The following is a 26,612-nucleotide window of genomic DNA, read 5'->3' on the forward strand; positions in this document are numbered from 1 at the left end:
CCGCAAAGGTATGGCTCCAATCCATTGGGCCCGTTGCGGGGAGCTGACGCTGCCATGACGCTCGAAGACACCACCGGGGACACCACCCCACCGAAGGACGACTATCTGGAACGGCGCGCGCTGCGCCGCGGCAGCGCCGGCTGGCTGCTGCTCACCGGGCTCGGCGTCGCCTACGTCGTCTCCGGGGACTTCTCCGGCTGGAACATCGGCCTCTCGAAGGGCGGGTTCGGCGGCCTCGCCATCGCGACCGTCCTGATGGGCGCGATGTACGCCTGTCTGGTCTTCGCGCTCGCCGAGCTCTCCGCCATCCTGCCCACGGCGGGCGGCGGCTACGGCTTCGCCCGCCGGGCACTCGGCACCTGGGGCGGCTTCCTCACCGGCACCGCGATCCTCATCGAGTACATCCTCGCGCCCGCCGCCATCTCGATCTTCATCGGCGACTACGTCGAGTCCCTCGGCCTCTTCGGCCTGGAGTCCGGCTGGCCGGTCTACCTGGTCTGCTTCGCGCTCTTCATCGGCATCCACCTGTGGGGCGTGGGCGAGGCGCTGCGCTTCAGCCTGATCGTGACGGCCATCGCCGTCGCCGCCCTCGTCGTCTTCGCGCTCGGCGCCCTCACCGACTTCCACGTCGACGGACTCAATGACATCCCGGTCGACGGAGAGGCCTTCGGGTCCAACTCCTGGCTGCCGTTCGGCCTGCTCGGGATCTGGGCCGCGTTCCCCTTCGGCATGTGGTTCTTCCTCGGCGTGGAGGGAGTGCCGCTCGCCGCAGAGGAGGCGAAGGACCCGGTGCGGTCGATGCCGAAGGCGCTCGCCCTCTCCATGGGCATCCTGGTGCTGCTCGCCGTCATGACCTTCTTCGCCGCGACCGGGGCGCGCGGTTCGGCCGCCGTCCAGGAGGCGGGCAACCCCCTCGTCGTGGCACTCCAGGGCGAAGGGGACCCGACGGCGCTCAGCCGCTTCGTGAACTACGCGGGCCTCGCCGGTCTCGTCGCCTCCTTCTTCTCCCTCATCTACGCCGGATCCCGCCAGCTCTTCGCCCTCTCCCGGGCCGGCTACCTGCCGCGCTTCCTCTCCCTCACCAGCCGCCGCAAGTCGCCGTACCTGGGTCTGCTCATCCCGGGCGCGATCGGCTTCGCGCTCGCGGCCGGGACCGGGGACGGGGCCCGGATGCTGAACATCGCCGTGTTCGGCGCCACCATCTCGTACGCCCTGATGGCGCTCTCCCACATCGTGCTGCGGCGCCGCGAGCCGGGGCTCCACCGGCCGTACCGCACCCCCGGGGGGATCGTGACCTCCTCCGTGGCCTTCGTCCTGGCCCTCTCCGCCCTGGTCGCGACCTTCCTGGTGGACCGGACGGCGGCGTTCATGGCGCTCGGGGTGTACGCGATCGCCCTCGGCTACTTCGCGTTCTACAGTCGGCATCATCTGGTGGCCTCCGCGCCCGAGGAGGAGTTCGCGGCGCTCGCCGCGGCCGAGGCCGAACTCGAACGCGGCTGATCCGACGCGACCGATCCACCGATGCTCCGCACCTCTGGAGGATGTTCCGTGACCAAGCCGCTCATCGGCGTGACCACCTACCTCGACCAGGCCCGGTGGGGGGTGTGGGACATGCGGGCCGCGCTTCTGCCCGCCCCCTATCCCCGGCTCGTCCAGGAGAGCGGAGGGCTCGCGATGATGCTGCCGCCGGACGGGCCGGAGGCCGCGGCCGCGGTCGTGGCCCGGCTCGACGGGCTCGTCGTCGCGGGCGGGGCGGACGTCGAGCCCGTACGGTACGGGGCCGAGCCCGACCCCCGTACCGGCCCGCCCGCCCGGGAGCGGGACTCCTGGGAGCTGGCCCTGATCGGCGCCGCCCTCGCCTCCGGGACCCCGCTGCTCGGCATCTGCCGGGGCATGCAGCTCCTCAACGTGGCGCTCGGCGGAACCCTCGTCCAGCACCTGGACGGGCACGTGGAGGCGGTCGGGGTGATCGGCCGGCACGCGGTGAAGCCGGTCCCGGGGAGCCGGTACGCCTCCCTGGTGCCCGAACTCGCCGAGGTCCCGACCTACCACCACCAGGCCGTGGACCGGCTCGGCGCGGGACTCGCCGCCTCGGCCCACGCGGAGGACGGCACGGTGGAGGCGGTGGAACTGGCCGCCCCGGCCTGGGCCCTCGGCGTGCAGTGGCACCCGGAGATGGGCGAGGACCTGCGGGTGATGCGGGGGCTCGTGGAGGCGGCGGAGGCGGCGCGCCAGGGGTGAAGGTGGTGCGCCGGATCAGCCCCCGGGGGCCGTGAGCGGCGTCCAGGTCCCCGGACCCGCCGTGCAGGGTCCGCCGTCGTGCACCATGAGGCGCCGCTCGGCCGGATCGGCCGCGACCGTGGCCAGGGTCGCCCATCGGCTGCCCAGTACCCCTTCGGCGGGGGCGTGGCAGCAGACCTCGGCACCGTCGTCCCGATGGGCGGCGAGCAGGCTCACGAGCGCGTCGGGGCCGAACGGGCCGGTGTGACCGAGGAGCCGTTCCGTGAGCAGCCGGTGGCGGTCGTACGTCTCCGGGTCCCGGCGACCGCGCAGCTCCCCGGCCGCGAGGGCCGGGGAGAGGAAGTGGTTCGTCCGCACCAGCCGGCCCCGTTCGTCGGGGACGACCACGGACGAGCCGGCCGGGGCGAGCTCCACGGACGCGGCCCGGTCGGCTGTCACGACGGTGATGACCGTGGACGCCGATACGGGGGCACTCGTCAGGATCCCGACCGCCTCGTCGAACGACCCCGCCGTGCCCAGGACCTGACGTGCCACCAGGTGCACGGGGACCCCGCCCGCCGCGTCCTCCCGGTGGCCGAGGATGTTGAAGAGCACGCCCACACCGGCCTCGTTGACGCCGATCTTCGCGAGGATGCCGTGCTCGGTGATCCCGGCGAAGCCGTGGACGTCCCCGGTGACCGTCTGGAGGTGCCAGGCGTCGGCGAGTTCGTCGTGCCAGTCCCAGCACTGACCGCCGGTGGTCCTGGCGTCGCCGCCGTGGACGAGCGTGGAGCACTCCCCCGTGCGGGGCGCACCGGCCTCGGCGAGGATCTCGGTGCGCGCGTTGAGCGCGGCGATCGTCCAGAACGGCACTCCGGCGCCCTCGGCGACCCCTTCCAACTCCTCGACGAGTTCGGGCGCCCAGGCGCGGGTCGCGTCGACGCAGCGGAGGGCGAGTGCGGGCACGTCGAGCGTCCGGGCGTTCGCGGCGGCGACGGTCGTGAAGAGCTCCTCGTACACCCGCCACGCGCGCGTGACGCCGGCGCGGGCCTGCCGGCCCCGGTCCTCGCCGCGCCGCCGGGGCGTGGCGCCGCCGATCCGGAGGGTCGTACGGCTGTTCACGCGCCCGCCCGGGCGGCGCGCAGGGTGCGGTCGTTCCGCATGAGGAGGGCGTAGAGGGCGGCGGAGACCGCCATGCCGACGGGGAGGGAGAGGTCGACGCCGTCGAGGGCGGCGGCGATGGGTCCCGTGTAGAGGGTGTTGACGCAGAGGGCGGCCGCGGTGACGCCCGCGACGAGGGCGAGGGCACCGGCCGGGTTGACGCCCGCGGTGTACCAGAAAGGGCTGCCGGGGGTCTCGTCCGAGAGCGCGGGGCCGTCGTAGCGGCCCCGGCGCAGCAGGACGTCGGTGGCGTACACGGCCATCAGGGGGCCGACCAGGACGACGATCACCTGGAGGGCGTTGCTGACGGTGTCGAGGAAGTGGGAGACGAGCAGTCCGTAGAGGGTGAGGGCGACGGCGACGGCGCCGTCGAAGAGGACGCTGACGGAGCGGCGGATGCGGAAGCCGACGGCCTGGAGGGCGAGTCCGGCGCTGTAGGCGGTCAGGGCGTTGATGGAGATCGTGCCGAGGACCAGGGCGAGCAGGAAGACCGGGACGAACCAGCCGGGCAGGATCTCCTGCAGCGCGGTCTGCGGGTCGGTCATGTCGACGGCGGTGGCCGCGAAGGCGCCGAGAGCGCAGACGACGACGCTGGGCAGGAAGGCGCCGAGGGCGGTCCAGCCGATGATCGCCTTCCTGGAGGCCGTACGGGGCAGGTAGCGGGAGAAGTCGGCGCTCGTGGTGTACGAGAGCGGGCCGGAGGCGATCATCGTGGTGCCCGCGAGCAGGAGGGCCCAGAGTTCGAGTCCGGTGAGCGGCGCCTCCGGGGCGTACGAGAAGTCGGCGTGCCGCAGGACGGCGAACGCGACGACGGTGAAGGCGCCGGCGAGGGCCAGGGTGATCGGCAGGTACAGCTTGATGATCAGGGCGTGGCCGTAGACGCTGATGGCCAGCGTGAGGGCGGCGATGACCATGATGACGGCGACCTTGACGGGCGTGTTCGCCGTGATGCCGGCCTTCTCGACGAGCGCGAAGGCGGCGGTGGCCGCCGCGGCCAGGTTGAGGGCGAAGTAGCAGACGGAGACGAGCCAGCCGCCGATCGCGTTGTTCGCGCGGTTGCCGAGGACCCCGTACACGGCCCGGGTGATCACCTCGCTGGGCGCGCCCGCGGCCGGTCCCGAGGTGGCGAGGAGGCCGGGGAGCAGCCAGAACAGGTTGCCGATGACGGTCACGGCGAGGGCCTGCCAGAGGCTCAGGCCCATCAGGACGAGGGCGCCGCCGATGACGAGGCTGAGGTAGTTGACGTTGGCCGCGGCCCAGACGGAGAACAGCTCACGGGGGTGTCCGTGGCGTTCGGCGTCGGGGATGTGGTCGATGCCGTGGGCCTCGATGCGGGCCGGCCGGTCGGCGGCCTGTGCGACGACTCGGCCGCCCGGGGAGCCTGGGTGCGGGTCGGGGATAGGGGAAGCCATACGGCCCTCCGGATGCGTGTCGTGCCCACCTGCTTGCTTATTGGTCGCACACTCAATAGCATCCCGGGTATGTCGTCAAGCGTCCAACGCAAGCGAGTTCGGAAAACCCCGGAAGCCCGGCGGGCGGAGATCGTGGAGACCGCGGCACGGGTCGCCCTGACCGAGGGGCTCGAGTGCGTCACCCTGCGGCGGATCGCCGAGGAGCTCGCCGTCCGCCCCGGCCTGATCAGCCACTACTTCCCCTCGGCGGAGGATCTGGTGGGCGAGGCCTTCAGCGTGGCCGCCACCGGCGAACTCGACGCCCTGCTGCCCGCCGACCGCCCGCACGGCACCCCCACGCAGTACCTCGCGCGCTACTTCACCCTCTCGGCGGGCGAGGCCTACGACGACATCAGCCGCCTCTGGATCAACGCCCGGCACCTCAGCCGCTACCGGCCCGTCCTGCGCGAGCGGGTCGCCGAACAGGAACGCGCCAACGACGACCGCCTGGAGCAGCTGATCCGCGAGGGCGTCGAGCGGGGCGAGTTCCGCACCGACGACCCGCGTGCCGCCGCCATCCAGATCCTGGTGGTCCTCGACGGCCTCGGCGCCCATGCCAACACCGACCGGAGCAACCGCCCGGCGGCCGTGGCGCGCATGCCCCTCACCACGGCGGAACGCGAACTCGGCCTGCCCCACGGGGCGCTCACCGACGTACCGGCACCGGCGGAGCCCACGGAGCCTGCCGACGTACCGGGTCCGGCGGACTCCGGGGACGTACCGGCTCCGGCGGAGCCTGCCGACGTATCGGCTCCGCAGTCCACTGACGGGCCTGCGTCGCCCGCCGACCCCGCCTGACGCCGCCACCCCCTCCCCCGCCCGCCCCCTTCCTGGAGCCACCGTGCGCACCCGACTCGTCCTGCTCTCCGCCCGTCTGCTCGACCCCGGCACGGGGGCGTTCCTGCCCGAGACCGCGCTCGCCGTCTCCGACGACGGCCGGATCGGCGCCCTCGGCGACGACCGGGAGATCCGCGCGCTCGCCGGACCCGGCACCACCGTCGTCGACCTGAAGGGGGCCGTGGTCACGCCCGGTCTCGTCGACGGACACGTGCACCCGGTGACGGGCGCCGAACTGACCCACGGCCTCGACCTCTCGTACTGCGCCGACCTCGACGACGTTCGGGAGGCCCTCGCCCGTGAGGTACGGACCCTGGACCGGGGCGCCTGGCTCTTCGGCTGGGGCCTCGACCCGAACGTCTTCGGCGACCGGCCCGTCGGCATCGCGCCCTTCGACACCGTGCTCGACGGCGTACCGGCCTTCCTCCTGCTCTTCGACGCCCACTCGGCGCTCGCCAGCAGGCGCGCGCTCGAACTCGCCGGAGTGGACGGGCCCCGCACCTTCGCCCAGGCCTCCGCCGAGGTCGTCTGCGACGCCGACGGGCGCCCGACCGGGCTGCTCCAGGAGGACGCCGCCTGCGAGCTGGTCGAGCGGGTCGCCCCGCGGCCGACGCGCGAGGAGAGCCGGGAACGGCTCGCGGCGGCCCTGCGGGCCATGGCGGCGACCGGACTCACCGGCGGCCACGCCATGGACGCCAACGGCGACAGCCTCGCGCTGTACGGGGAGCTGGACGCGGCCGGCGAGCTGCCGCTCCGGCTCCGGGTGGCACCCTGGTGCCAGCCCGGCACCGACGCGGACGGCGTACGGGCCCTGATCGCGCGGCAGGGCACGGGCGGGGCGCTGTGGCGGGTCGCCGGGGTGAAGCTCTTCATGGACGGGACCATCGACAACGGCACCGCGTGGCTGGAACGCCCCGACTGCCACGGCGAGTCCACGCACGCGTTCTGGCCGGACCCCGAGACGTACACCCGCGTCGTCGGGGAACTGCACCGGGCGGGCGTCCCGACGGCGACGCACGCCATCGGGGACGCGGCCGTCCGGCACGTCCTCGACTCCGTCGAGAAGGCACGGGCCACCGGCGGGACCGAGGTACGGCACCGGGTCGAGCACATCGAGACCGTGCCGGACGACACCCTGCGGCGCTTCGCCGACCTGGGCGTCCTCGCCTCCATGCAGCCCACGCACTGCTGCGACTTCACCCGCGCCGACCACACCGACAACTGGTCGCGCCGGCTCGGCGAGGAGCGCGCCTCGCGCGCGTGGCGCTGCCGGGATCTGGTGGACGCGGGGGCCACCGTGCTCCTCGGCTCCGACTGGCCGATCGCGCCGTTCCCGCCGCTCGGCGTGATGGCCGGGGCCGCGCACCGGCGCCCGAGCCGCGACCTCGGCCAGGCGCCGCACCTGCCGGAGCAGGCGCTCACGGCCCTGGAGGCGCTGCGCGGCATGACGACGGCGCCGGCGTACGCGGCGGGCGAGGAGCACGAGGCGGGGCGGCTCGCCCTGGGCTACCGCGCCGACCTGACGGCCCTGGCTGCGGACCCGCTGACGACCCCGCCGACGGAACTGCCGGACGTACCGGTCCGCCTGACGGCGGTGGGCGGCCGACTGACGTACCGGGCGTCGAACGTCTAACGGGCGGGGGTGCACACGGGTACGGCCCTGGGGGCACCCCGGCAGGGAACGGAGGCACCCTCAAGGACGCCCTGCCGTTGTGCCCACCCGTCCCGCCCAGCCGGACGGCGGCCCACGACGGCAGGGCGAGGCCACCAGCCCCCGGCAGGGTTTCGGGAAGGGGCGGGGTGGGGGTCTACGGCACGGCCGGCGTCAGGGCCTGGCAGGTCTCCGCGGAGCCGGCCGGGATCCGCGGAGCCGGCCGGGTTCCACCGGACAAGCCTCAGCCTCGCGTCAGCGAGAGGAGGTCGCGGGCCGGGCCCGTGGGGCGGTGGCCCGTAGGCCAGACCGCGCGGAGGTCCCGGCGGAGGAGGACCCCCTCCACGGGGATGGCCACCAGGCGGCGCGAGCCCAGCTCCTCCGCGACGGCGAGTTCGCTGAGGACGGCCGGCCCGGCCCCGCTGACGGCGGCCGCCTTCACCGCCGTCGTGGAGGCGAGCTCGAGCAGCGGCTGCGCGAGGCCGCCGTGGCCGGCGAGCGCCGCGTCCAGGACCTGCCGGGTACCGGAGCCGCGTTCCCGCAGGACCAGCGGCGTCGCGGCCAGCTCCGCCGGGTCGAGCGGGCCGCGCCGCCGGGCCCACGGGTGCGAGGGCGCGGCGACGATCGCGAGCCGGTCGTGGGCGACGACCACCCCGTCCAGTCCGTCGGGCACGGCGAGCCCTTCCACGAAACCGATGTCCGCCTCGTTGGCGAGGAGCCGTTCCGCGACCACCGCCGAGTTGCCCGCCTGGAGGGACACGGCCGTGTCCGGGCGCTCGGCACGCAGCGCGATGAGCCAGCCGGGCAGCAGGTACTCGGCGATCGTCATGGACGCGGCCACCCGCAGCCGGGAGTCCCGCCGCCCGCGCAAGGCCTGCGCGCCCGCGTCGAAGGCCTCGGCCGCCTCCACGATCCGCCGCGCCCAGTCGGTGACGAGGGCGCCGGCGTCGGTGAGCCGCGAGCCGCGCGGCGAGCGGTCGACCAGGGCCACGCCGAGCTGCCGTTCCATGGAACGGATGCGGCTGCTGGCGGCCGGCTGGGTGATGCCGATCTCGCGGGCGGCGGCCCCGAGGCTCCCGTACCGGGCGACGGCGAGGAGCAGTTCGAGTGCGCCGAGGTCCGGGACCCGGTGATGGAGCCGGCCCCTGACGTCGGCCCCGTACGTCTCGTCGCCCCGCGCTTCCCTGCTCATAAACCCAGCTTATGACGTCATAGCCGCAAGATCCCTGGTGGGGACCGGTGAACCGGGCGACGGTGGAGGCATGGCAAGCCACGCACCTCTCCTTCCGGCCCTCCGCGCCACCACCCCCGGCGCCCGGCCGACCGCCTCCCCGGCCCGTTCCGTCCGTCACCTCGGACCGAACTGGTACGCCTCCGTCATGGGTACGGCCGTCGTGGCCAACGCCGGCGCCGGCCTCCCCCTGGACGTCCCCGGCCTGCGCACGCTCTGCGCGGCGGTCTGGGCCCTGTCGCTCGCGATGCTGATCGCCCTGGTCGCCGCCCGCGCGGCGCACTGGCTGCACCACCGCGACCAGGCCCGCGCCCATCTCATGGACCCCGCCATGGCGCCGTTCTACGGCTGTCTCTCGATGGCGCTGCTCGCCGTCGGCGGCGGGGCGATGATCGTGGGCCGGGACTGGATCGGGCTCCCGGCGGCCGTGGCGCTGGACGCCGTCCTGTTCACCGCCGGCACGGTCGTCGGCCTGGTGGCGGCGGTGGCCGTCCCGTACCTCATGGTGGTGCACCACCGGATCGAGAGCGCGTCCCCGGTGTGGCTGCTGCCGGTCGTGGCCCCCATGGTGTCCGCCGCGCTGGGCCCCCTGCTCGTGCCCCATCTGCCCGCCGGGGAGGCGCAGGAGACGCTGCTGATCGCCTGCTGGGCGATGTTCGGCGTCAGTCTGCTCGCGACCCTGATCATGCTGCCGCTGGTGTTCGGCCGACTCGTGACCGGCGGCCCGCTGCCCCTCGCGCTCACCCCCACCCTCTTCCTCGTCCTCGGCCCGCTCGGCCAGTCGACGACCGCCGCGAACACGTTCGCCGACGTGGCACCGGGCGTCCTGCCCACCCCGTACGCGCACGGCTTCACCGCCTTCGCCGTTCTCTACGGGGTGCCCGTCATGGGCTTCGCGCTGCTGTGGCTGGCGCTCGCCGGGGCGATGGTGCTGCGGGCGCGCCGGCGGGGCATGGGCTTCGCGATGACCTTCTGGGCGTTCACCTTCCCGGTCGGGACCTGTGTCACCGGCGCCGAGGGACTCGCCCGGCACACCGACCTCGCCGCGTTCCGGTGGCTCGCGATCGGCCTGTACGTGTTCCTCGTCGCGGCCTGGCTGGTGGCCGGCTCCCGCACCCTGCGGGGCCTGTTCAGCGGCGCGCTGCTCGCAGGGCCCGCGCCAGTGCTCGCGGCGCCTCGGCCAGGGACGGCCCGTACCAGGTGAGCAGGCGCCCGTCGACGAGCGCGGCGGCGGTCCCGGGGAACGCCTCGGGGCCGTCGTCCCGTGTGAAGCGGTACGGCTCGTCGGGCAGGACGACCAGGTCGGGCGCGGCGGCCCTGAGTTCGTCGAGCGGGAGGCGCGGATAGCGCTCCGGATGGTCCGCGTAGAGGTTGCGCACCCCGAGGCGGGCGAGCAGGTCACCGGCGAAGGTGTCGCGGCCGAGGACCATCCAGGGACGGCGCCAGATCGGCACGACCGCCGTGTACGTCCCTCCGGGGGTCAGCGCGTCCCACGCCGCCTCGGCCTCGTCGAGCCAGCGCGGCCGCCGGGGTGCGCCGCAGGCGGCGAGGACCCGCTCCAGCTCCCGGAGGGCCTGGCCGAGGGTGCGGATCTCGGTGACGAGGACGTCCAGGCCGGCGGCCCGTAGCGCGTCGAGGTCGGGGGCCCGGTTCTCCTCCTCGTTGGCGAGGACGAGGTCGGGGCGGAGGGCCGTGATCGCGGGGACGTCAGGGTTCTTGGTGCCGCCGACGCGTACGACATCGAGGTCTGCGGGGTGCGTGCACCAGTCGGTGGCGCCGACGAGGACACCGGGCGCCGTGACGGCGACGGTCTCGGTCAGGGAAGGCACGAGGGAGACGACCCTCATCGCGGCGGGGTCCTCATCGCGGTGGGGCTCTCCTCGCCGTGGGTCCTCGTCGCCGTGGGGGTTCTCATCGCGGCGGAGTCCTCATTCCACCTCGGCCTCGACGTGCTCGGCGACCGCGACGACGAGGAGGCGGGTGCCCGCCTCGGTGGCGCGCCAGCGGTGGCGTACCCCGCCGGAGAGGTAGAGGGTGTCACCGCGCCCCAGCCGGTAGGCGCGGCCCTCGGCCTCGACCTCGGCGGCGCCGTCGGCGACGTACAGCAGCTCGTCGTTGCGGTGCTGGAACTCCCGCCCCGCGTCCTGCTCGCCGGTGAACTCCAGGGCGTGCAGCTGGTGGCGGCCCCTGACGAGCGCCCGGACGCCCGCCGGCAGGACGGGGGAGTGCTCGTCCGACCGTACGACGTCGACGGTGCGGGAGGCCTCGGCGGCGGCCAGGAGTTCGCCGACCGTGGTCTCCAGGGCCTCCGCGACGAGCTCCAGGGAGCGGCGGCTCGGGCGGGCCCGGTCGTTCTCGACCTGGCTGAGGAAGGGCACGGAGAGGCCGCTGCGGGACGAGACGACGGCAAGGGTGAGCTGCAGCGCTCTGCGTCGCCTCTTGACGGCCGCGCCCACGCGGGGTGCTTCCTTCTCGTCCATGTCGGCTCCCTCCCTGGTGCGTCGTGCGTACCCCCGTACCGGGCGGTTACCTGCACCTTACGCAGCTTTGGGGTGGGGTTTCGCGTCGTGACGAAAAGGGGTGGCCGCCGAACACGTTCGGCGACCACCCCTTTTCGGACAGGAGTCGACTCTCCCGCACCGGCGCTACTGCGGAGCGAGCTTCTCCGCCAGGCCGGGACTGCGGTCCAGCCAGTCGCGGACGGCCTGCTGCTCCTTGCCCTTGCCCGTCTTCTGGATGACGGCCTCCAGGTCGGTGAGCTGCTTCTCGGTCAGCTCGAAGTCCTTCAGCCAGGCTCCGACCTCGGGGTTCTCCTCGGAGAATCCCTTACGGGCGAGCGTGTGGACGCCGTCGCCCTTGCCCCAGGACCCCTTGGGGTCGTCGAGCTTCTTCAGGTCGTGGGCGGCGTAGGCCCAGTGCGGGGACCAGAGGGTGACGACGACCGGTTCCTTGCGCTCGTACGCGCGCTTCAGCTCGGCGAGCATGCCGGGCGTGGAGCCGTCGACGACCTCGTACTCGCCCTCCAGGCCGTACTCCTTGAGGACCTTGTCCTTGAGGATGCCCATCATTCCGGCGCTGGGCTCGATGCCGACGATCCGGCCCTTGAACTGTCCCGCCTTGCCCTTGAGGTCGGCGAGGGAGTCGACGCCCTTCACGTACGAGGGGACGGAGAGCTCCAGGGAGGTGGGGCCGTACCAGGAGCCGAGGTCCTCCAGCTTGTTCTTGTACTTCTCCCAGTACTGGGCGTGGGTGACGGGGAGCCAGGCGTCGGTCTGGAAGTCGAGCTGGCCGCCGGCCAGGCCCGTGTAGAGCGCGCCGGCCTCCAGCTGCTTGGTCTCGACCTCGTAGCCCCGGCGCTCCAGGAGCTCCTTCCAGAGGTACGTGGAGGCGATGCCCTCGTCCCAGGGGATGTAGCCGATGCTGATCTTCTTGCCGTGGCCACCGCTCTTCCCCGACGCGGCGGCCGGGGTCGCGCCGCCGGAGCCGCCGAGGAAGCCCGTGCCGCCGGCGACGAGAGCGAGGACGACGACGCCGACGAGCGCGGTGACGGGCTGCGGGCGGTGAGCCCAGAGCTTCGCCCCGGGCCGCTTGGCGCTCAGCGCCGCGCGGGCCTTGGCGGCGGCACGGCGGCCCAGCGGGGAGACCTGGCGGCCGAGGGCGCCTGTCATCCGGTCCAGGTACATGGCGAGGACGACGATGGACACGCCCGCCTCGAAGCCGAGGCCGATGTCGACGTTGCCGATGGCGCGGTAGACGGCACCGCCGAGTCCGCCGCCGCCGACCATGCCGGCGATGACGACCATGGAGAGGCCCAGCATGATGACCTGGTTGACGCCGGCCATGATCGTGGGCAGAGCGAGCGGGAGCTGCACGCGGAGCAGCGTGTTCCGTGGGGTGGTGCCGAAGGCCTCGGCCGCCTCGACGAGTTCGCCGTCGACCTGCCGGATGCCCAGCTCGGTCATGCGGACGCCCGGGGGCAGCGCGAAGATGATGGTGGCGATGATGCCGGGGACCACGCCGACGCCGAAGAAGATGATGCCGGGGATGAGGTAGACCATCGCCGGCATGGTCTGCATGAAGTCGAGGACCGGCCGCAGGACGGCGCTGACGGTCTTCGAGCGGGCCGCCCAGATGCCGAGCGGTACGGCGATCACCAGGGTCACCAGGGTGGCCACGAGGACGAGCGACAGCGTCGCCATGGCCTCGTCCCAGAGCTGGACGGAGTCGACGAGCGCGAATCCGGCGAAGGCGAGGACACCGGCGGCCAGACCGCGCAGCCACCAGGCGACGACGGCGAGGATGCCCGCGAAGAGCAGCGGCTGGGGCGCGGAGAGGACGGCGTCGATGCCGTCGTAGAGACCGGTGACGCCGGTGCTGACGGCGTCGAAGAGCCAGGAGAACTGGGCCTGGAGCCAGTCGACGGAGCTGTCGACCCACTCGCCGAGGGGAAGCTTAGGCATGGGTGGTCACCTCCCGGCCGGCGAGGCCGCCCAGGGCGGCGAGAAGCCGTTCCTGCGGTACGACTCCGAGGACGGAGCCGCCGGTGTCCTCGACGGTCACGGGGTGCGGGGCCAGCGCGGCCACGGCGCACAGGTCGGCGACGAGCGTGTCGGGTCCGACGGTCTGGCAGGCGCAGTCCGCCGGGCAGTCGGCCGGGACGGCGCCCTCGGTCATGACGGCGGCGGCGGTGAGCACCCGGGAGCGGTCGACGTCCTGGATGAAGGAGGCGACGTAGTCGTCGGCGGGCCTGACGAGGATGTCCTCGGCGGTGCCGAGCTGCACGATCCGGCCGTCGCGCATGACGGCGATCCGGTCGCCGAGGCGCATCGCCTCGTTGAGGTCGTGGGTGATGAAGACGATCGTCTTCTTCAGGCGCTGCTGAAGGACCAGGAGCTGGTCCTGCATGTCGCGGCGGATCAGCGGGTCGAGCGCGCTGAAGGACTCGTCCATGAGGAGCAGGTCGGCGTCGGTGGCGAGGGCGCGGGCGAGGCCGACGCGCTGCTGCATGCCACCGGACAGCTCGTCGGGCCAGGACGTCTCCCAGCCGGCGAGGCCGCACAGTTCGAGGGCCTCGGTGGCACGGGTCTCGCGCTCGGCGCGCGGGACGCCCTGCACCTCAAGGCCGTAGGCGGCGTTCTCCAGAACGTTCCGGTGCGGGAACAGCGCGAAGTGCTGGAAGACCATGCTGATCTTCGTGGCGCGAACGGTGCGCAGCTCGCGGGGGGAGAGCGCGGTCAGGTCGCGGCCGTCGAAGAGGACCCGGCCCGCGGTGGGTTCGAGAAGGCCGTTGAGCATGCGCAGAAGGGTGGACTTGCCGGAACCCGAGAGCCCCATCACGACGAAGATCTGACCGGGTTCGACGGTGAAACCGGCGTCCACGACGGCTGCTGTCGTCCCCTCGGCGCGCAGCTCCTCGCGGTCGGCGCCGTCGGCGAGCCTGCGGACGGCGTCGTCGGGTCGTCTGCCGAACACCTTGTACAGGTGATCGGCCTGGAGCCTGGACACATATACCTCACGGGTAGCGATGAAGAACGGCCCCACCACCCCCGCGCGGCCGGGCCGTGGAGCGGGCGGGATCGGCCCGCGGGCCCGTCGCGTACGGGGATTCCCTTTCGTTGAATCCCGTACCGGGTTCCGCTCCGGGCTCGCGCATGCCCGGGTCCACTGGGTGCAAACGCAAAGGTGACGGGGGTCACCCGCGGGGAGGGATCGACCGGAGGAGCCTGTCGCTCGCAGAGCGCTGTCGGTGGGGTGCGGCATGATCGGGGTGTGACTCGACGCCTGATGCTCCTCGACACCGCCAGCCTGTACTTCCGCGCGTACTTCGGCGTGCCGGACTCCGTCCGTGCGCCCGACGGGTCCCCGGTGAACGCCGTCCGCGGGCTGCTCGACTTCATCACGCGGCTCGTGCAGGACCACCGCCCGGACGACCTGGTGGCCTGCTGGGACGCCGACTGGCGGCCGCAGTGGCGGGTGGACCTGATCCCCTCGTACAAGGCGCACCGGGTCGCCGTCGAGACGGAGACCGGCCCGGACGAGGAGGAGATCCCGGACACCCTGTCCCCCCAGGTGCCGGTGATCGAGGAGGTCCTCGCGGCGCTGGGCATCGCCCGCGTCGGCGCCGCGGGGTACGAGGCCGACGACGTGATCGGGACGCTGGCGGGCCGCGCCGAGGGGCCGGTGGACATCGTCACGGGCGACCGCGACCTGTTCCAGCTGGTGGACGACGCGCGCGGCGTGCGCGTGCTGTACCCGCGCAAGGGTGTCGGCGACTGCGACCTGGTGGACGCGGAACTGATCCGCGGGAAGTACGGGGTGCGCCCCGACCAGTACGCGGACTTCGCCGCCCTCCGCGGCGACGCCAGCGACGGGCTGCCCGGTGTGAAGGGCATCGGCGAGAAGACGGCGGCGCAGCTGATCACGGAGTACGGGGATCTGGCGGGTGTGCGGGCGGCCGCGGAGGACCGGACGTCGAAGCTGACGCCGGCCAAGCGCCGCGGGATCGTGGAGGCGGCCGCGTACCTGGACGTCGCGCCGACGGTGGTGCGGGTCGCCGGGGACGTACCGCTGCCGGAGTTCGACGCGGCGCTGCCTGCGGCTCCCCGCGACCCGGAGGCGCTGGACGCCCTGGTGAAGCGCTGGGGGCTCGGCGGGGCGGTCGGGCGCCTGCTGCCCGTTCTGGCGCGCTGACCGAAGGGAAACCATTGGGTCGACCGCGCTCGGGGATGCTAGCTTAGGCATACCTAAGTACGTCGAGTCAGGAGAGCCCCTCGTGGCAGAGCAGCCGGCCCGCAAGGCACCGAAGGCCACCGAAGCACGCGTGGTGCGCACCGAGCGGATCACCCCGCACATGGTGCGGATCGTCCTCGGCGGCCCCGGGCTCGACGCCTTCGAGGTCGGCGCGTACACCGATCACTACGTGAAGCTGCTGTTCGCACCGGAGGGGGTCGCCTACCCGGAGCCGTTCGACATGGAGCGGATCCGGGAGGAGTTCCCCCGGGACCAGTGGCCGACGACGCGGACGTACACGGTACGGGCGTGGGACCCGGTCCACCGCGAGCTGACCGTCGACTTCGTGGTCCACGGCGACGAAGGCCTCGCCGGCCCGTGGGCGGCCCGCGCCACGGAAGGCGAGACCGTGCGCTTCCTCGGCCCCGGCGGCGGTTACACGCCGGACCCGGCGGCGGACTGGCACCTGCTCGCGGGCGACGAGAGCGCGCTGCCGGCCATCGCGGTGGCCCTGGAGGCACTGCCCGCCGGAGCGAAGGCGCACGCGTTCGTGGAGATCCCCGACGCGAGCGAGGAGCAGAAGTTCGCGACGGCCGACGGTGTCGACGTCACCTGGCTGCACCGGGGCGACCGCCCGACGGGCGAGGCCCTCGTGGAGGCCGTACGCGCCCTGGAGTTCCCCGCGGGCGACGTGCACGCCTTCGTCCACGGCGAGGCGGGCTTCGTGAAGGAGCTCCGCCGCCACCTGCGGCTCGACCGCGGGGTGCCGCGCGAACGTTTGTCGATCTCGGGCTACTGGCGCCAGGGGAAGTCGGACGAGGCGTGGCGCGCGATCAAGCGCGAGTGGAACGACCAGGTGGAGCGCGAACAGGAGAAGTGAGGCGGGGACTCGGCGGAGCACCGGGCCCGAGCCGCTGAGCCCCCGGGCCCACCCGCAGGAACAGGACGACCGAGGCCCGGGACCCCAGGAGGGGCCCCGAGCCCTCGTACTTTCCCCCTCCCCCTCCCCCTCCCCTCGGCCCGGACTACCTCGCGCCCCCGAAAACACGGTCCGAGGCGTCCGTCTGGGCCAGGCGCCGCAGGGCCGAGAAGATCGCGTCGCCCATGACCGTGCCCACGACCACGCTCTCCACGAGCTCCTCGCGCGCCACATGGTGCGCCACGTACTCCAGGTCCGCCCGCGCCACCCGCTCCGCCGCGTCCGCATACGTGTCCAGGGCTTCCGTGAACGCGCCGTGGCCGACCTCTTCGAGTGCTTCGAGAGCCACCGCCAACGCCTCAGCAGCCGGGCTCTCCGGATGTACGCGCCAGCCCCGCGCGGCGATCAGCGCGCCGACCTGTCCCCGTGCCTCCGCGATCCCGGCACCCGGCTCGCGGTCGTAGCGCGGCACCATCCGGTCGGCGACCGTGCCCAGCACCTTGTGCACCGGGCGCCCTGAGTCGTCGATCGCCAGGATCACCTCCCGGATCGCCGCGACCGACAGGCCGCCCACGTCGAGGAGCGCACGGATCAGGCGAAGGCGCTGCACATGCGTCTCTCCGTACGAAGCCTGGTTGGGGCTCGTCAACTCCCCCGCCGGCAGCAGCCCTTCCCGTACGTAGAACTTGATCGTCGGCACGGACACGCCTGCCCTGCGACTCAACTCTCCAATGCGCACCGCGCGTTCACCTTCCCAGCCTTGCTACGGCCTTGCCGTTCCACGCTCCCATCATAGATAGTGGCGCTATCAGATAGCGGCAAGTGCCACTATCCATACTTCCCGGGGGATACCCATGCCCGCACCGAGCCTGAAACCACTCACCCGACTCCATCGACCGCTGGTGTGGTTCGCCGCCTCCATGGGGGTCCTCACCCTGGTGTCCGCCATCGGACTGGCCGTCGACGGCCGTGTCCTGGTCGGCGTGCCGATCTGGAGCAAGCCGTTCAAGTTCTCGGTCTCGTTCCTCGCCTACGCGCTCTCGCTCGCCTGGGTGCTCACGCTGCTGCCGAAGGGCCGTCGGGTCGCCTGGTGGGCAGGGACAGTGGTCGCCGTCACCGGCGCGGGCGAGATGGCGCTGATCACCCTCCAGGTGATCCGTGGCAAGCAGAGCCACTTCAACCAGGCGACCCCCTTCGACAACGCCGTCTTCCAGATCATGGGCGGCACCGTCGTCGTCCTGTGGCTGGGCGCCCTGACCATCGCGATCCTGCTGCTACGCACCCGGATCCTCGACCTGACCATGGCATGGGCCGTCCGACTGTCGTCGCTGATCGCCCTGGCCGGCGCGGCCGTGGGCTTCCTGATGGTGCGTCCGACCCCTGAGCAGCTGGCGCAGGACAACGCGCCGGTCGTAGGCGCCCACGCCGTCGGCGTACCCGACGGCGGCCCGTCCCTGCCTCTGACCGGCTGGGCCGAAACGGGCGGCGACCTGCGCATACCGCACTTCTTCGGCATGCACGCCCTCCAGCTGCTCCCGCTGCTGGTCCTGACGCTGGCCGCCCTCGCGCCGCGCTTCGCCCGGCTCGCGGACGAGCGCGTACGGCTCCGGCTCACGCTGACGGCCTCGGCCGTGTACACAGCGACCTTCGCCCTGCTGACCTGGCAGGCACTACGAGGCCAGGCCCTGCTCGCACCGGACGGCGTGACACTCGCCGCGGCGGGAGCGATCGCCGCACTCGGCACCACGGCAACCGCCCTGTCCCTCCGGGGAGCTCCCTCCTCCCCCTCCCCCATCCCCTCCTCTTGAAGGCCCCTTCCGCGTCAGGCCCCGCTCCGGCTCCGGGCGTGGACGGTGGCCAGGACCTCGCGGTCCGGTTGGAGGGTGAGGCTGGGGACGGGGCGGATGGCGTCGGTGGTCAGGTCGAGGTCGTAGCGGCGGGCGAGGACCGCGAGGACCAGGACGGCTTCGACGAGGGCGAAGCGGGTGCCGAGGCAGACGCGGGGGCCACCGCCGAAGGGGAACCAGGCGTACTCCGGTATCTGCTCGGCGGGTTCGCCGTCCTCGGTGGTGAGCCAGCGCTCGGGGCGGAAGGCCTCCGCGTCGCCGTACCAGCGGGGGTCGCGGTGGGTGGCCCACTGGCTGGTCCAGACGCGGGTGCCGGCGGGCACCGGCCTACCGCCCAGGGTGGCGCCTTCCTTGGCCAGGCCTGTGATCAGCCAGATCGTCGGGTAGAGACGCAGGGTCTCCTTGATGACGGCCTGGGTGTAGGTGAGGGAGGCGTAGTCGTCGAAGCCGGGTTCGTGATCGACGAGGACCCGGTCGAGTTCCTCGGTGAGGGCGTCGCGGACCCGGGGGTTGCGGGAGAGCAGGTACCAGGCCCAGACGAGGGTGGAACTGGTGGTCTCGTGGCCGCCGATGTAGAGGGTGACGGTCTCGTCCCGGATCTCCTGGTCGGAGAGGGGCGCACCGGTCTCGTCGCGGGCGGCGAGGAGGCGGCTCAGGAGGTCGGGGCGCTCGGTGTCGCCGTCGCGGTGGCGGGAGACGACACGGGATACCTCAGCGTCGATGACGGCGGTGGCGCGCTTGATGCGGGCGCGTCCGGGGGTCGGTACCCAGTCGGGCAGCACCGCTCCGATGCCGCTGAACTCGGCGCCGATCTCCTTCTGCGCGATGTCCATCGCCCGCCCGATGGCCTCGGCGTCCGCCGCCGTGTCGACGCCGAAGATGGTGCGGACGGCGATGAGTTGGGTGAGGGCGGCCATCTCCCTCTTGATGTCGACCTGCTGTCCGTCGGCCCACCGGTCGGCGAGGGCGACGGCGCACTCGGCCATGGTTGTCGCGTAGGAGCGGACCTGCTTGGGGCGCACGGAGGGCTGCACGAGGGAACGCTTGCGTCGCCAGTCGGCCCCGCGGGAGACGATGACGCCGTTGCCGAGGAGGGTGCGGAAGGCGATGCCGAGGTCGGGCTGGTCGAAGGTGCGCTCGACCTCGGTGAGGAGTTCGCCGACGGTGTCGGGGTGGGCGACGAAGAGGGACGGTTTGCGGCCGAAGCGCCAGCGGACGAAGTCGCCCCGGTCCCGGAGCTGTTCGAAGAAGCCGAGTGGGTCCTTGCCGAACGCGGGCAGGTTGCCGAGGAGGGGTACTCCTCGGGGGCCTTCCGCGATGTCCGGTGACGGTGGCGCCTTCTCGTCGCGTGCCTCGGCGTGCGGATGACCGGCTTGCGTGGTCATGCGAGTCCCCTCCCCAACTGGCCTGCCGTGCCTGTGAGTCCATGCAAGCGGAAGGGCTCCACCCACGCCACCCCTGTGGACAACAGCCTGTGGACAACTGCGTTCGGACGACCGCCTGCGCGTGATCACCTCCACGCGACGACCTGGGCGGCGACGGGCACCGGATGTCCGGGAACGCCGAGTGCCCGGGGCCTGATGGCCACGGGCACTCGCTGCCGAAGGAGGGGAAGCCGTCAGCCCACCGAGCTGTAGGCCACAACACCTCTCAGCAGTGCGTCCACCGCCTTGCGGGCGTTCTTGGAGACGGTGCTGTTCTCCTTGGGAGCCGCCGCCGCGACCTGGCCGAGGACGTCGATGACCTGCTTGCACCAGCGGACGAAGTCACCGGCGGGCATCTCGGCCTCGCGCAGCACCTCGTCGAGGCTCTTGTCGGAGGCCCACTGGTGGGCGGCCCAGGCGAAGCCGAGGTCGGGCTCGCGCTGGCCGACCCCCTCCGCCTGGTTGATCTTGAACTCCTCTTCGAGCGCGTCGAGGCGCCCCCAGATCCTGACCATCTCGCCGAGCGCCGCCTTGGCGTTGCCGGCGGGCAGCTTGGGCGCGACGGCGTCGTCGGACTGGCGCGCCTCGAACACCAACGCGGAGGCGCACGCGGCCAGTTCGGCCGGAGTGAGCCCCTCCCAGACGCCGTCCCTGAGGCATTCGCTGGCGAGCAGGTCGAGTTCGCCGTAGAGCCGGGCGAGCCGCTTGCCGTTCTCGGTGACCTCGCCGCCCCGGAGGTAGTCGAGCTCGGTGAGGAGCGCGACGATCCGGTCGAAGGTGCGGGCGATGGTGTTGGTGCGGCCCTCGATGCGCCGCTCCAGCTGCTGCGTGTCGCGCTGGAGGCGGTGGTAGCGCTCGGCCCAGCGGGCGTGGTCCTCGCGCTCGTCGCAGCCGTGGCAGGGATGGGCGCGGATCTCGGTGCGCAGCCGGGCGATCTCACGGTCGTCGGCGGCGGCGGCGCGCTGCTTGTGGTGGCGCTCGGGGTTGATGTGTCCGGCCTTGCTGCGCAGCGCGGAGGCGAGGTCGCGGCGGGACTGGGGGGAGCGCGGGTTGAAGGACTTGGGGATCCGCATGCGCTCCAGGGCCTCGACGGGGACGGGGAAGTCGATGGAGGCGAGCCTCTTGACCTGCCGTTCCGCGGTGAGGACGAGGGGGCGCGGGCCGTCGTGGTGCTCGAAGCCGCGGTGGCCGTTGGTGCGGCCGGCCGGGATGCCCGGGTCGAGGACGAGGGCGAGTCCGGCGAACTTGCCCGTAGGGACGTGGATGACGTCGCCGGGCTTGAGCTTCTCGAGGGACCCGGCGGCCTGCGCGCGCCGCTGGGCGGCGCCCTGCTTGGCCAGTTCCGTCTCACGGTCCTTGAGGTCGCGGCGGAGCCGCGCGTACTCCTCGAAGTCACCGAGGTGGCAGGTCATGCCCTCGCGGTAGCCGTCGAGCCCTTCCTCGTTCTTCTGGACCTGCCGGGAGATGCCGACGACCGAGCGGTCGGCCTGGAACTGGGCGAAGGAGGTTTCGAGGAGCTCGCGCGAGCGGTGCCTGCCGAACTGGTCGACGAGGTTGACCGCCATGTTGTACGAGGGCTTGAAGCTGGAGCGCAGGGGGTACGTGCGCGTACCGGCGAGTCCGGCGAGGTGCTCCGGGTCGAGGCCGCGCTGCCAGAGGACGACGGCGTGGCCTTCGACGTCGATGCCACGGCGGCCGGCCCGGCCGGTGAGCTGGGTGTACTCGCCGGGGGTGATGTCGGCGTGCTGCTCGCCGTTCCACTTGACGAGCTTTTCCAGGATGACGGTGCGCGCGGGCATGTTGATGCCGAGGGCGAGGGTCTCGGTGGCGAAGACGGCCTTCACGAGGCCGCGGACGAAGAGCTCCTCGACGACCTCCTTGAAGGTCGGGAGCATCCCGGCGTGGTGGGCGGCGATGCCCCGCTCCAGGGCTTCGAGCCACTCGTAGTAGCCGAGGACGTGGAGGTCCTCGGTGGGGATGGAGGCGGTGCGCTCCTCGACGATCTCGCGGACGCGCAGGCGCCCCTCGTCGTTGTTGAGCCGGAGTCCGGCGTACAGGCACTGCTGTACGGCGGCCTCACAGGCGGCCCGACTGAAGATGAAGGTGATGGCGGGCAGGAGGCCTTCGGCGTCGAGGCGCTCGATGACCTCGGGGCGTCCGGGGGTCCAGATGCGGGAGCGCTGGCGGCGCTCGCGCTCGCGGTCCGCCTCGCGGATCATCTTGCCGCGTCGCCGGTCGCGCGGGTTGTACGTGCGGGTGTTCTCGGTGCGGGCCAGGCGGAGGAGGTCGGGGTTGACCTCGCGCCGGGAGGCGCCGCGGCCGCCGTGGTCGGTCTCCTCCTCGAAGAGGTCGTACATCCGGCGTCCGGCGAGGACGTGCTGCCACAGGGGGACGGGCCGGCTCTCGGAGACGATGACCTCGGTGTCGCCGCGGACGGTGTCGAGCCAGTCGCCGAACTCCTCGGCGTTGGACACGGTCGCGGAGAGTGAGACGAGGGTGACGGACTCGGGGAGGTGGATGATCACTTCCTCCCAGACGGCGCCGCGGAAGCGGTCGGAGAGGTAGTGGACCTCGTCCATGACCACGTGTCCGAGGCCGGAGAGGGCCTGGGATCCCGCGTACAGCATGTTGCGGAGGACTTCGGTGGTCATGACCACGATCGGCGCATCGCCGTTGACGCTGTTGTCGCCGGTGAGCAGGCCGACCTTGTCGGGCCCGTACCGCTTCACGAGGTCGGCGTACTTCTGGTTCGACAGCGCCTTGATGGGCGTCGTGTAGAAGCACTTGCGGCCCTGGGTGAGGGCGAGGTGGACGGCGAACTCGCCGACGATGGTCTTGCCGGAGCCCGTGGGCGCGGCGACGAGCACCCCCTTGCCCGCTTCGAGGGCCTTGCACGCCTCGATCTGGAAGGGGTCCAGATCGAAGTCGTACATCTCGCGGAAGGGGGCCAGCGCGGTGGCCCGCTCGGCGTTGCGGGCACGGGCGGCCGCGTACGCCTGGGCTGGTGTGAGGTCCTCTGTCATCTTGTTCTCGAGCCTACCCGCCACCTGTGACAGTGACGCGATCTTTATCGAGGGGATGTGCCGGGGCCCGGCTCGGGCGCGAGGACGCGCAGCGCGCGGGGGACGCAGTCCACGGTGAGGGGCAGCGGGCCGAGGGGCTCGCCGTCGGCGTAGCCGGTGGTGTCGGGGGCGTCGAGGGTGAGGGAGCGGACCCGGTACGTGGTGACCGCGGGGTGGCTGAGGTGGGTGCCCTTGTAGACGCGGGGGAAGACCTTGAGCAGGGTGCGTCGGTCGCAGTCGCCGACGACGGTGACGTCGAGGAGTCCGTCGTCGGTGCGGGCGTCGGCGCAGATGCGCATGCCGCCGCCGTAGGAGCTGCCGTTGCCGACGGCGACGAGGGTGGCGTCGGTCTCCAGGACGCGTCCGTCGTCGAAGGTGAGGCGGTAGGGGACGGGCCGGAAGCGGGCGAGCTCGGCGAGGATCGCGAGGTCGTACTTGAAGCGTCCGGCGGGGAGGCGCATGCGGTTGCCCCGGTCGTTGACGCGGGAGTCGAAGCCGGAGGCGAGGACGGTGCCGTACCAGCGGGCGGGGGCGCCGGTGATGTGACCCGCGGCGCCCGCGATGCCACCCGCGGGGCCCACGATCCCCGTGATGCCACCCGTGGCGACGCTGATGGCACCCGCGGTGCCGCCGCGGACCCGCCCGAGGTCGATGCTCCGGCCGCCGCCCGCGCCGAGGATCGCGGCGGTGACGCGGGCCGCGCCGCCGGGGTCGCGGACGGGCAGGCCGAGGGTGCGGGCGAAGTCGTCGCCGGTGCCCGCGGCGATGATCCCGAGGGGGGTGGCGGTGCCGGCGACGGCCTGGAGCGCGAGGGAGATCATGCCGTCGCCGCCGACGGCGACGAGGGCGCCGGTGCCCGCGGCGACGGCCTCGCGGGCGCGCCGCAACGCGTCGGCGGCGTCGTGTCCGAGGACCGTACGGACGGCGAAGCCCGCGTCCCTGAGGGCGCGGGCTGCGGGCCGGGCGGCGCGGGCGCCGCGACCGCGGCCCGCGGTGGGGTTGACGAAGAGGGTGATGTCGCCGGTCATTGGGGTCCCCCCGGACGGAGTCTGGGGGGACCCTACAAGATCAGGTGATGTCGTCGTAACCGTTGACCCGGTGGGCGACGGTTCCGCCGGTCTCGCCGGTGGCCTGCTCGGGCAGGGCGCGGGAGGCGGCGACCGTCTCGACGGAGCCGACGGCCTCGGGGGTGAGGTCGAGCGCGGAGGCCTCGTCGTCGTCGAGTTCGGCATCGGGGTTGTTGCGCCTGCGTCGCCGGTCGTTGAGGAGCGAGAAGCCGACGGCCCCGAAGTACAGGACGGTGATGGGTCCTGCGAGGGCGACCATGCCGACGGGGTCGGTCGTCGGCGTGATGACGGCGCCGAAGACGAAGACGCCCATGATCACCCCGCGCCACCAGCCGGCCATGCGGCGGCCGGTGAGGACCCCGGTGAGGTTGAGCATCACCAGGACGAGCGGCAGCTCGAAGGCGAGGCCGAAGACGAGCACCATGCGCAGGGTGAAGTCGAGGACGTCGCCGAGCGAGAGGATGTTCGCGGAGCCGGTGGGCGTGAGGCTGATGAGCACCTTCACGCTGATGGGGAGGATGAGGTACGCGAGGTAGGCGCCGGCGGTGAAGAGCGGCACGGCCGCACCGACGAAGGCGTACGTGTACTTCTTCTCGCTCTTGTGCAGTCCGGGCGCGACGAAGGCCCACAGCTGGTAGAGCCAGACGGGGCTCGCGACGACGAGGCCGGCCGTCAGGGACAGCTGGATCGTCGTGCTGAACGGAGCCATCAGCGTGTTGAAGGAGACGATCGCGCAGTTTCCGCCGTCACTGGTGACGCCCGGTGCGCAGGTGGGCACCGATTGGGTCAGGAACTGCATCAGCTCCTCGCTGTACACGAGGGCCACGATCGTCACCGCGGCGACGGCGAGGAGACCTTTCGCCAGTCGGTTGCGGAGTTCACGCAGGTGCTCCACGAGGGGCATCCGGCCCTCGGGATCCTTCTCCTGCTTGCGGGCAGACTTGGGCAACCCACGTCCTCATCTCGTGCGGCAGGCCGCCGCCCGGTGCGGCGGCCGCGGCGGACCGGGTCAGCGCTTGGTGGTGTCCGAGGGCTCGGTCACGGGACGCGAGCTGGTCACGTCTCCGGGAGCGGCCTGGATGGTGCGCGGGGCGGGCTGGTCCTGGGCGGTGGCTCCCGTGCCGGTTCCGGCCTGCGGAGGGTCGGCGGGGGCGGTCTGCTGGTCGTCCGACTTCATCGCCTTGGCCTCGCTCTTGAGGATGCGGGCCGACTTGCCGAGCGAGCGCGCCATGTCCGGAAGCTTCTTGGCGCCGAACAGCAGGATGATGACGACGAGAATGAGAATGATCTCGGTGGGGCCGAGCCTACCCATAGCTGTATACCTTCTTCACCGAGGCGACATGGAGTGCGTGCCCGGCGGGTCGGACGGACGTCCGGCCACCGCGCTGTCTGCGATCGTAACCCGCAGGAGTAAACGCAGGGCAATGCCCGTGCATACTCCCGATTGCGTCCCGCGTGAGCGGCCGGGGGCCGTTTCACGCAGCGTACGGCACGGACTCAGCGCAGGGTCTCGCCTGTTCGGGCCAGACCGACGGCGGCCGTTTCGAGTTCTTCGGCGGCCCGGGTGATCCGCTCTGTGGTGCGGGCCACTTGACGGCCGAGGCGCTGGACCTCCAGGAAGACCTTGACGGCGAGGACGCCGAGGACGGCGATGCCGAGGAAGCCGAGGGCGATGGCGAGCATGGGCCAGAACATGTGCTGAGCCTAGACCTTGGGCGGTGGGCGCTCAGGCGGTGGTGTGGAGGCGGAGGGTCCTGACGCCGCCGCCGGTGAGCAGTTCGACGATGCGCTCGCCCGCCGGCTTGCGGACGGAACTGCCGCACTCGGGGCAGGTGAAGGAGTAGAAGGTGGTGCGGCGGCTCGCTCCGATGGCGAGGCGCAGGGCGCTCGCGGAGAGTTCGAAACGGGAGCGGCAGTCGGGGCAGGCGGCCTTGAAGAGGACCGGAGCCAGCGTCGCCGTAAAACCGTGCATCAAGGACATTTCCCTCATCTCTCGACTCCCGCCTCCGCGGCTACGTCCGTAACAGCGTCCCCCACGCCGAGAACGTCACTCGCCGCCGTACGCGGCGAGCGCGGCGGCGGCCGCCGTCCTGGCGTTGTCGGCGAGCTCCTGCGGCACGACGATCCGCCCGTCGCTGCCGAGCCTCAGCGCCAGCCGGCGCAGCGAGGCCGGGTCCGGCGTCCGCAGGCTGATCCGCAGTCCCCCGTCGGGCAGCTCGTCGGCCCGGTCGTGCGGGTAGTACTCGGCGACCCAGCGTCCGCCGGGGCCGACCTCGACCACGACCTCGGGGTCGTCGGCGGAGGGCTGGACCAGCCCTTCGGAGAGGTCGCGCAGCTCCAGCTCGGGCGGCGCCGCCTGCTCGTCGAGGATGCGGATCTCGGCCACGCGGTCGAGCCGGAAAGTGCGGCGCGCCTCGGAGAGCCGGCACCAGGCCTCCATGTAGGTGTGGCCGACGGCGAACAGCCGGATCGGGTCGACCTCGCGCTCGGTGAGCTCGTCTCGCGCCGGCGAGTAGTACCGCACCCACAGGCGGCGGCGCTCCGAGATGGCCCGGTCGACCTCGGCGAAGACCCCGCCCTCGGACTCGAAGGTCACGGAGAGCCGGGAGCTGGCGCCGGCGGCCTCGCCGGCCGCGGCCTCCAGCTTGGCGGTGGCGCGCAGCAGCGCCTCCCGGTCGCTCTCGCGGAGCCCCGGCAGGGTGGCGACGGCGCGGGCGGCGACCAGGAGGGCCGTCGCCTCGTCGGCGGCGAGCCGCAGCGGCTCGGCGACGTCGTCCGGGTTGTGCCACCAGATCCGGTCGCCGTCGGTGTCGATGTCGAGGAGGTCGCCGCCGCGGAAGCTGGTCCCGCACATGGGCAGCACGTCGAGGTCCGAGATCAGCTCGTCCTCGGTGATCCCGAAGGCACGCGCGACATCGGCGACGTGGGCGCCGGGGCGCTCCCGGAGATAGGTGACGAGCGAGAGCATCCGCCTCGTCTGGTCGATCGCGTTGGCAGCCATGCGGTACGTCTC

Annotated in this window: 24 protein-coding genes; 8 read left to right on the forward strand and 16 right to left on the reverse strand. The window is 72.6% G+C overall.

Features of this window, described 5'->3' with window-relative positions:
* The first annotated feature begins 54 nt into the window (after positions 1-54).
* Both eat and IO20_RS0118860 read left to right on the forward strand, forming a co-directional pair.
* Positions 55-1,500 carry an ethanolamine permease gene (gene eat / locus IO20_RS0118855; RefSeq protein WP_030551709.1) on the forward strand — a complete coding sequence of 482 codons (1,446 nt, stop codon included), beginning with the start codon at positions 55-57 and terminating at the stop codon, positions 1,498-1,500.
* Between the two features lie 48 nt (positions 1,501-1,548).
* A complete protein-coding gene (locus IO20_RS0118860; RefSeq protein ID WP_030551707.1) occupies positions 1,549-2,241 on the forward strand; it encodes a gamma-glutamyl-gamma-aminobutyrate hydrolase family protein in 693 nt (230 codons plus the stop codon).
* Positions 2,242-2,256: 15 nt separating this feature from the next.
* On the opposite strand, the gene IO20_RS0118865 is transcribed toward IO20_RS0118860, so the two are convergent.
* On the reverse strand, positions 2,257-3,342 hold the full coding sequence (locus IO20_RS0118865; protein WP_051874543.1) for a C45 family autoproteolytic acyltransferase/hydrolase: 1,086 nt from the start codon (positions 3,340-3,342) through the stop codon (positions 2,257-2,259).
* The gene (locus IO20_RS0118870; RefSeq protein ID WP_030551703.1) at positions 3,339-4,793 is read right to left on the reverse strand and encodes a purine-cytosine permease family protein; all 1,455 of its coding nucleotides are present in this window, start codon (positions 4,791-4,793) and stop codon (positions 3,339-3,341) included. Before IO20_RS0118870 ends, IO20_RS0118865 begins: the two co-directional genes overlap by 4 nt.
* Before the next feature lie 69 nt (positions 4,794-4,862).
* Here IO20_RS0118870 and IO20_RS0118875 point away from each other — a divergent pair, with 69 nt between their 5' ends.
* Entirely contained in the window at positions 4,863-5,630 is a 768-nt protein-coding gene (locus IO20_RS0118875; RefSeq protein ID WP_030551701.1) for a TetR/AcrR family transcriptional regulator, read from the forward strand.
* Between the two features lie 43 nt (positions 5,631-5,673).
* Positions 5,674-7,302 (forward strand): amidohydrolase, encoded by a 1,629-nt coding sequence (locus IO20_RS0118880; RefSeq protein WP_030551699.1) that lies wholly within the window; start codon positions 5,674-5,676, stop codon positions 7,300-7,302.
* Between the two features lie 262 nt (positions 7,303-7,564).
* On the opposite strand, the gene IO20_RS0118885 is transcribed toward IO20_RS0118880, so the two are convergent.
* Complete coding sequence (locus IO20_RS0118885) at positions 7,565-8,512, reverse strand: LysR family transcriptional regulator (RefSeq protein ID WP_030551697.1); 948 nt, start codon at positions 8,510-8,512, stop codon at positions 7,565-7,567.
* A gap of 70 nt (positions 8,513-8,582) precedes the next feature.
* Here IO20_RS0118885 and IO20_RS0118890 point away from each other — a divergent pair, with 70 nt between their 5' ends.
* Positions 8,583-9,755, forward strand: a complete 1,173-nt coding sequence (locus tag IO20_RS0118890) for a TDT family transporter (RefSeq protein ID WP_030551695.1) — start codon at positions 8,583-8,585, stop codon at positions 9,753-9,755.
* Here the strand turns inward: IO20_RS0118890 and IO20_RS0118895 are convergent.
* The 4 genes from IO20_RS0118895 to IO20_RS0118910 all read right to left on the reverse strand — a co-directional run bounded on the left by IO20_RS0118895 (position 9,682) and on the right by IO20_RS0118910 (position 14,056).
* Entirely contained in the window at positions 9,682-10,398 is a 717-nt protein-coding gene (locus IO20_RS0118895; protein ID WP_030551694.1) for a helical backbone metal receptor, read from the reverse strand. The two genes, IO20_RS0118890 and IO20_RS0118895, sit on opposite strands and share 74 nt — an antisense overlap.
* A gap of 81 nt (positions 10,399-10,479) precedes the next feature.
* Positions 10,480-11,031, reverse strand: coding sequence for a helix-turn-helix domain-containing protein (locus tag IO20_RS0118900; protein WP_030551692.1), 552 nt, complete (start codon positions 11,029-11,031; stop codon positions 10,480-10,482).
* A 165-nt stretch (positions 11,032-11,196) separates the two neighbouring features.
* Positions 11,197-13,011, reverse strand: coding sequence for an ABC transporter permease/substrate binding protein (locus IO20_RS0118905; RefSeq protein ID WP_030551690.1), 1,815 nt, complete (start codon positions 13,009-13,011; stop codon positions 11,197-11,199).
* Entirely contained in the window at positions 13,004-14,056 is a 1,053-nt protein-coding gene (locus IO20_RS0118910) for a quaternary amine ABC transporter ATP-binding protein (RefSeq protein ID WP_037635790.1), read from the reverse strand. Before IO20_RS0118910 ends, IO20_RS0118905 begins: the two co-directional genes overlap by 8 nt.
* 279 nt (positions 14,057-14,335) lie before the next feature.
* On the opposite strand from IO20_RS0118910, the gene IO20_RS0118915 reads away from it, so the two are divergent.
* Both IO20_RS0118915 and IO20_RS0118920 read left to right on the forward strand, forming a co-directional pair.
* A complete protein-coding gene (locus tag IO20_RS0118915; protein WP_030551686.1) occupies positions 14,336-15,241 on the forward strand; it encodes a 5'-3' exonuclease in 906 nt (301 codons plus the stop codon).
* 82 nt (positions 15,242-15,323) lie between these two features.
* Entirely contained in the window at positions 15,324-16,160 is an 837-nt protein-coding gene (locus IO20_RS0118920; protein ID WP_030551684.1) for a siderophore-interacting protein, read from the forward strand.
* A 145-nt stretch (positions 16,161-16,305) separates the two neighbouring features.
* Here IO20_RS0118920 and IO20_RS0118925 read toward each other — a convergent pair whose 3' ends face one another.
* On the reverse strand, positions 16,306-16,938 hold the full coding sequence (locus IO20_RS0118925) for a MerR family transcriptional regulator (protein ID WP_030551682.1): 633 nt from the start codon (positions 16,936-16,938) through the stop codon (positions 16,306-16,308).
* 181 nt (positions 16,939-17,119) lie between these two features.
* Between IO20_RS0118925 and IO20_RS0118930 the strand changes: the two genes are divergently transcribed.
* The gene (locus IO20_RS0118930) at positions 17,120-18,007 is read left to right on the forward strand and encodes a hypothetical protein (RefSeq protein ID WP_245684984.1); all 888 of its coding nucleotides are present in this window, start codon (positions 17,120-17,122) and stop codon (positions 18,005-18,007) included.
* Positions 18,008-18,021: 14 nt separating this feature from the next.
* Here IO20_RS0118930 and IO20_RS0118935 read toward each other — a convergent pair whose 3' ends face one another.
* The 8 genes from IO20_RS0118935 to IO20_RS0118975 form a co-directional block, all read right to left on the reverse strand.
* The gene (locus IO20_RS0118935) at positions 18,022-19,431 is read right to left on the reverse strand and encodes a cytochrome P450 (protein WP_030551678.1); all 1,410 of its coding nucleotides are present in this window, start codon (positions 19,429-19,431) and stop codon (positions 18,022-18,024) included.
* Between the two features lie 233 nt (positions 19,432-19,664).
* Complete coding sequence (locus IO20_RS0118940) at positions 19,665-22,493, reverse strand: DEAD/DEAH box helicase (protein ID WP_030551676.1); 2,829 nt, start codon at positions 22,491-22,493, stop codon at positions 19,665-19,667.
* A gap of 44 nt (positions 22,494-22,537) precedes the next feature.
* Positions 22,538-23,560, reverse strand: coding sequence for a diacylglycerol kinase family protein (locus IO20_RS36705; protein WP_030551674.1), 1,023 nt, complete (start codon positions 23,558-23,560; stop codon positions 22,538-22,540).
* Positions 23,561-23,600: 40 nt separating this feature from the next.
* Positions 23,601-24,503: a twin-arginine translocase subunit TatC gene (gene tatC, locus IO20_RS0118955; RefSeq protein WP_211270396.1), complete on the reverse strand. Its 903-nt coding sequence runs from the start codon at positions 24,501-24,503 to the stop codon at positions 23,601-23,603.
* A gap of 105 nt (positions 24,504-24,608) precedes the next feature.
* A complete protein-coding gene (tatA, locus tag IO20_RS0118960) occupies positions 24,609-24,911 on the reverse strand; it encodes a Sec-independent protein translocase subunit TatA (RefSeq protein ID WP_030220367.1) in 303 nt (100 codons plus the stop codon).
* A gap of 185 nt (positions 24,912-25,096) precedes the next feature.
* Positions 25,097-25,294, reverse strand: coding sequence for a hypothetical protein (locus IO20_RS0118965; RefSeq protein ID WP_030551669.1), 198 nt, complete (start codon positions 25,292-25,294; stop codon positions 25,097-25,099).
* A 31-nt stretch (positions 25,295-25,325) separates the two neighbouring features.
* Positions 25,326-25,589 (reverse strand): CpXC domain-containing protein, encoded by a 264-nt coding sequence (locus IO20_RS0118970; protein ID WP_037635791.1) that lies wholly within the window; start codon positions 25,587-25,589, stop codon positions 25,326-25,328.
* Between the two features lie 57 nt (positions 25,590-25,646).
* Positions 25,647-26,600, reverse strand: a complete 954-nt coding sequence (locus IO20_RS0118975) for a helix-turn-helix transcriptional regulator (RefSeq protein ID WP_030551664.1) — start codon at positions 26,598-26,600, stop codon at positions 25,647-25,649.
* Between the last annotated feature and the right edge of the window lie 12 nt (positions 26,601-26,612).

This window comes from Streptomyces exfoliatus (assembly GCF_000725545.1).
GTDB lineage: Bacteria > Actinomycetota > Actinomycetes > Streptomycetales > Streptomycetaceae > Streptomyces > Streptomyces exfoliatus.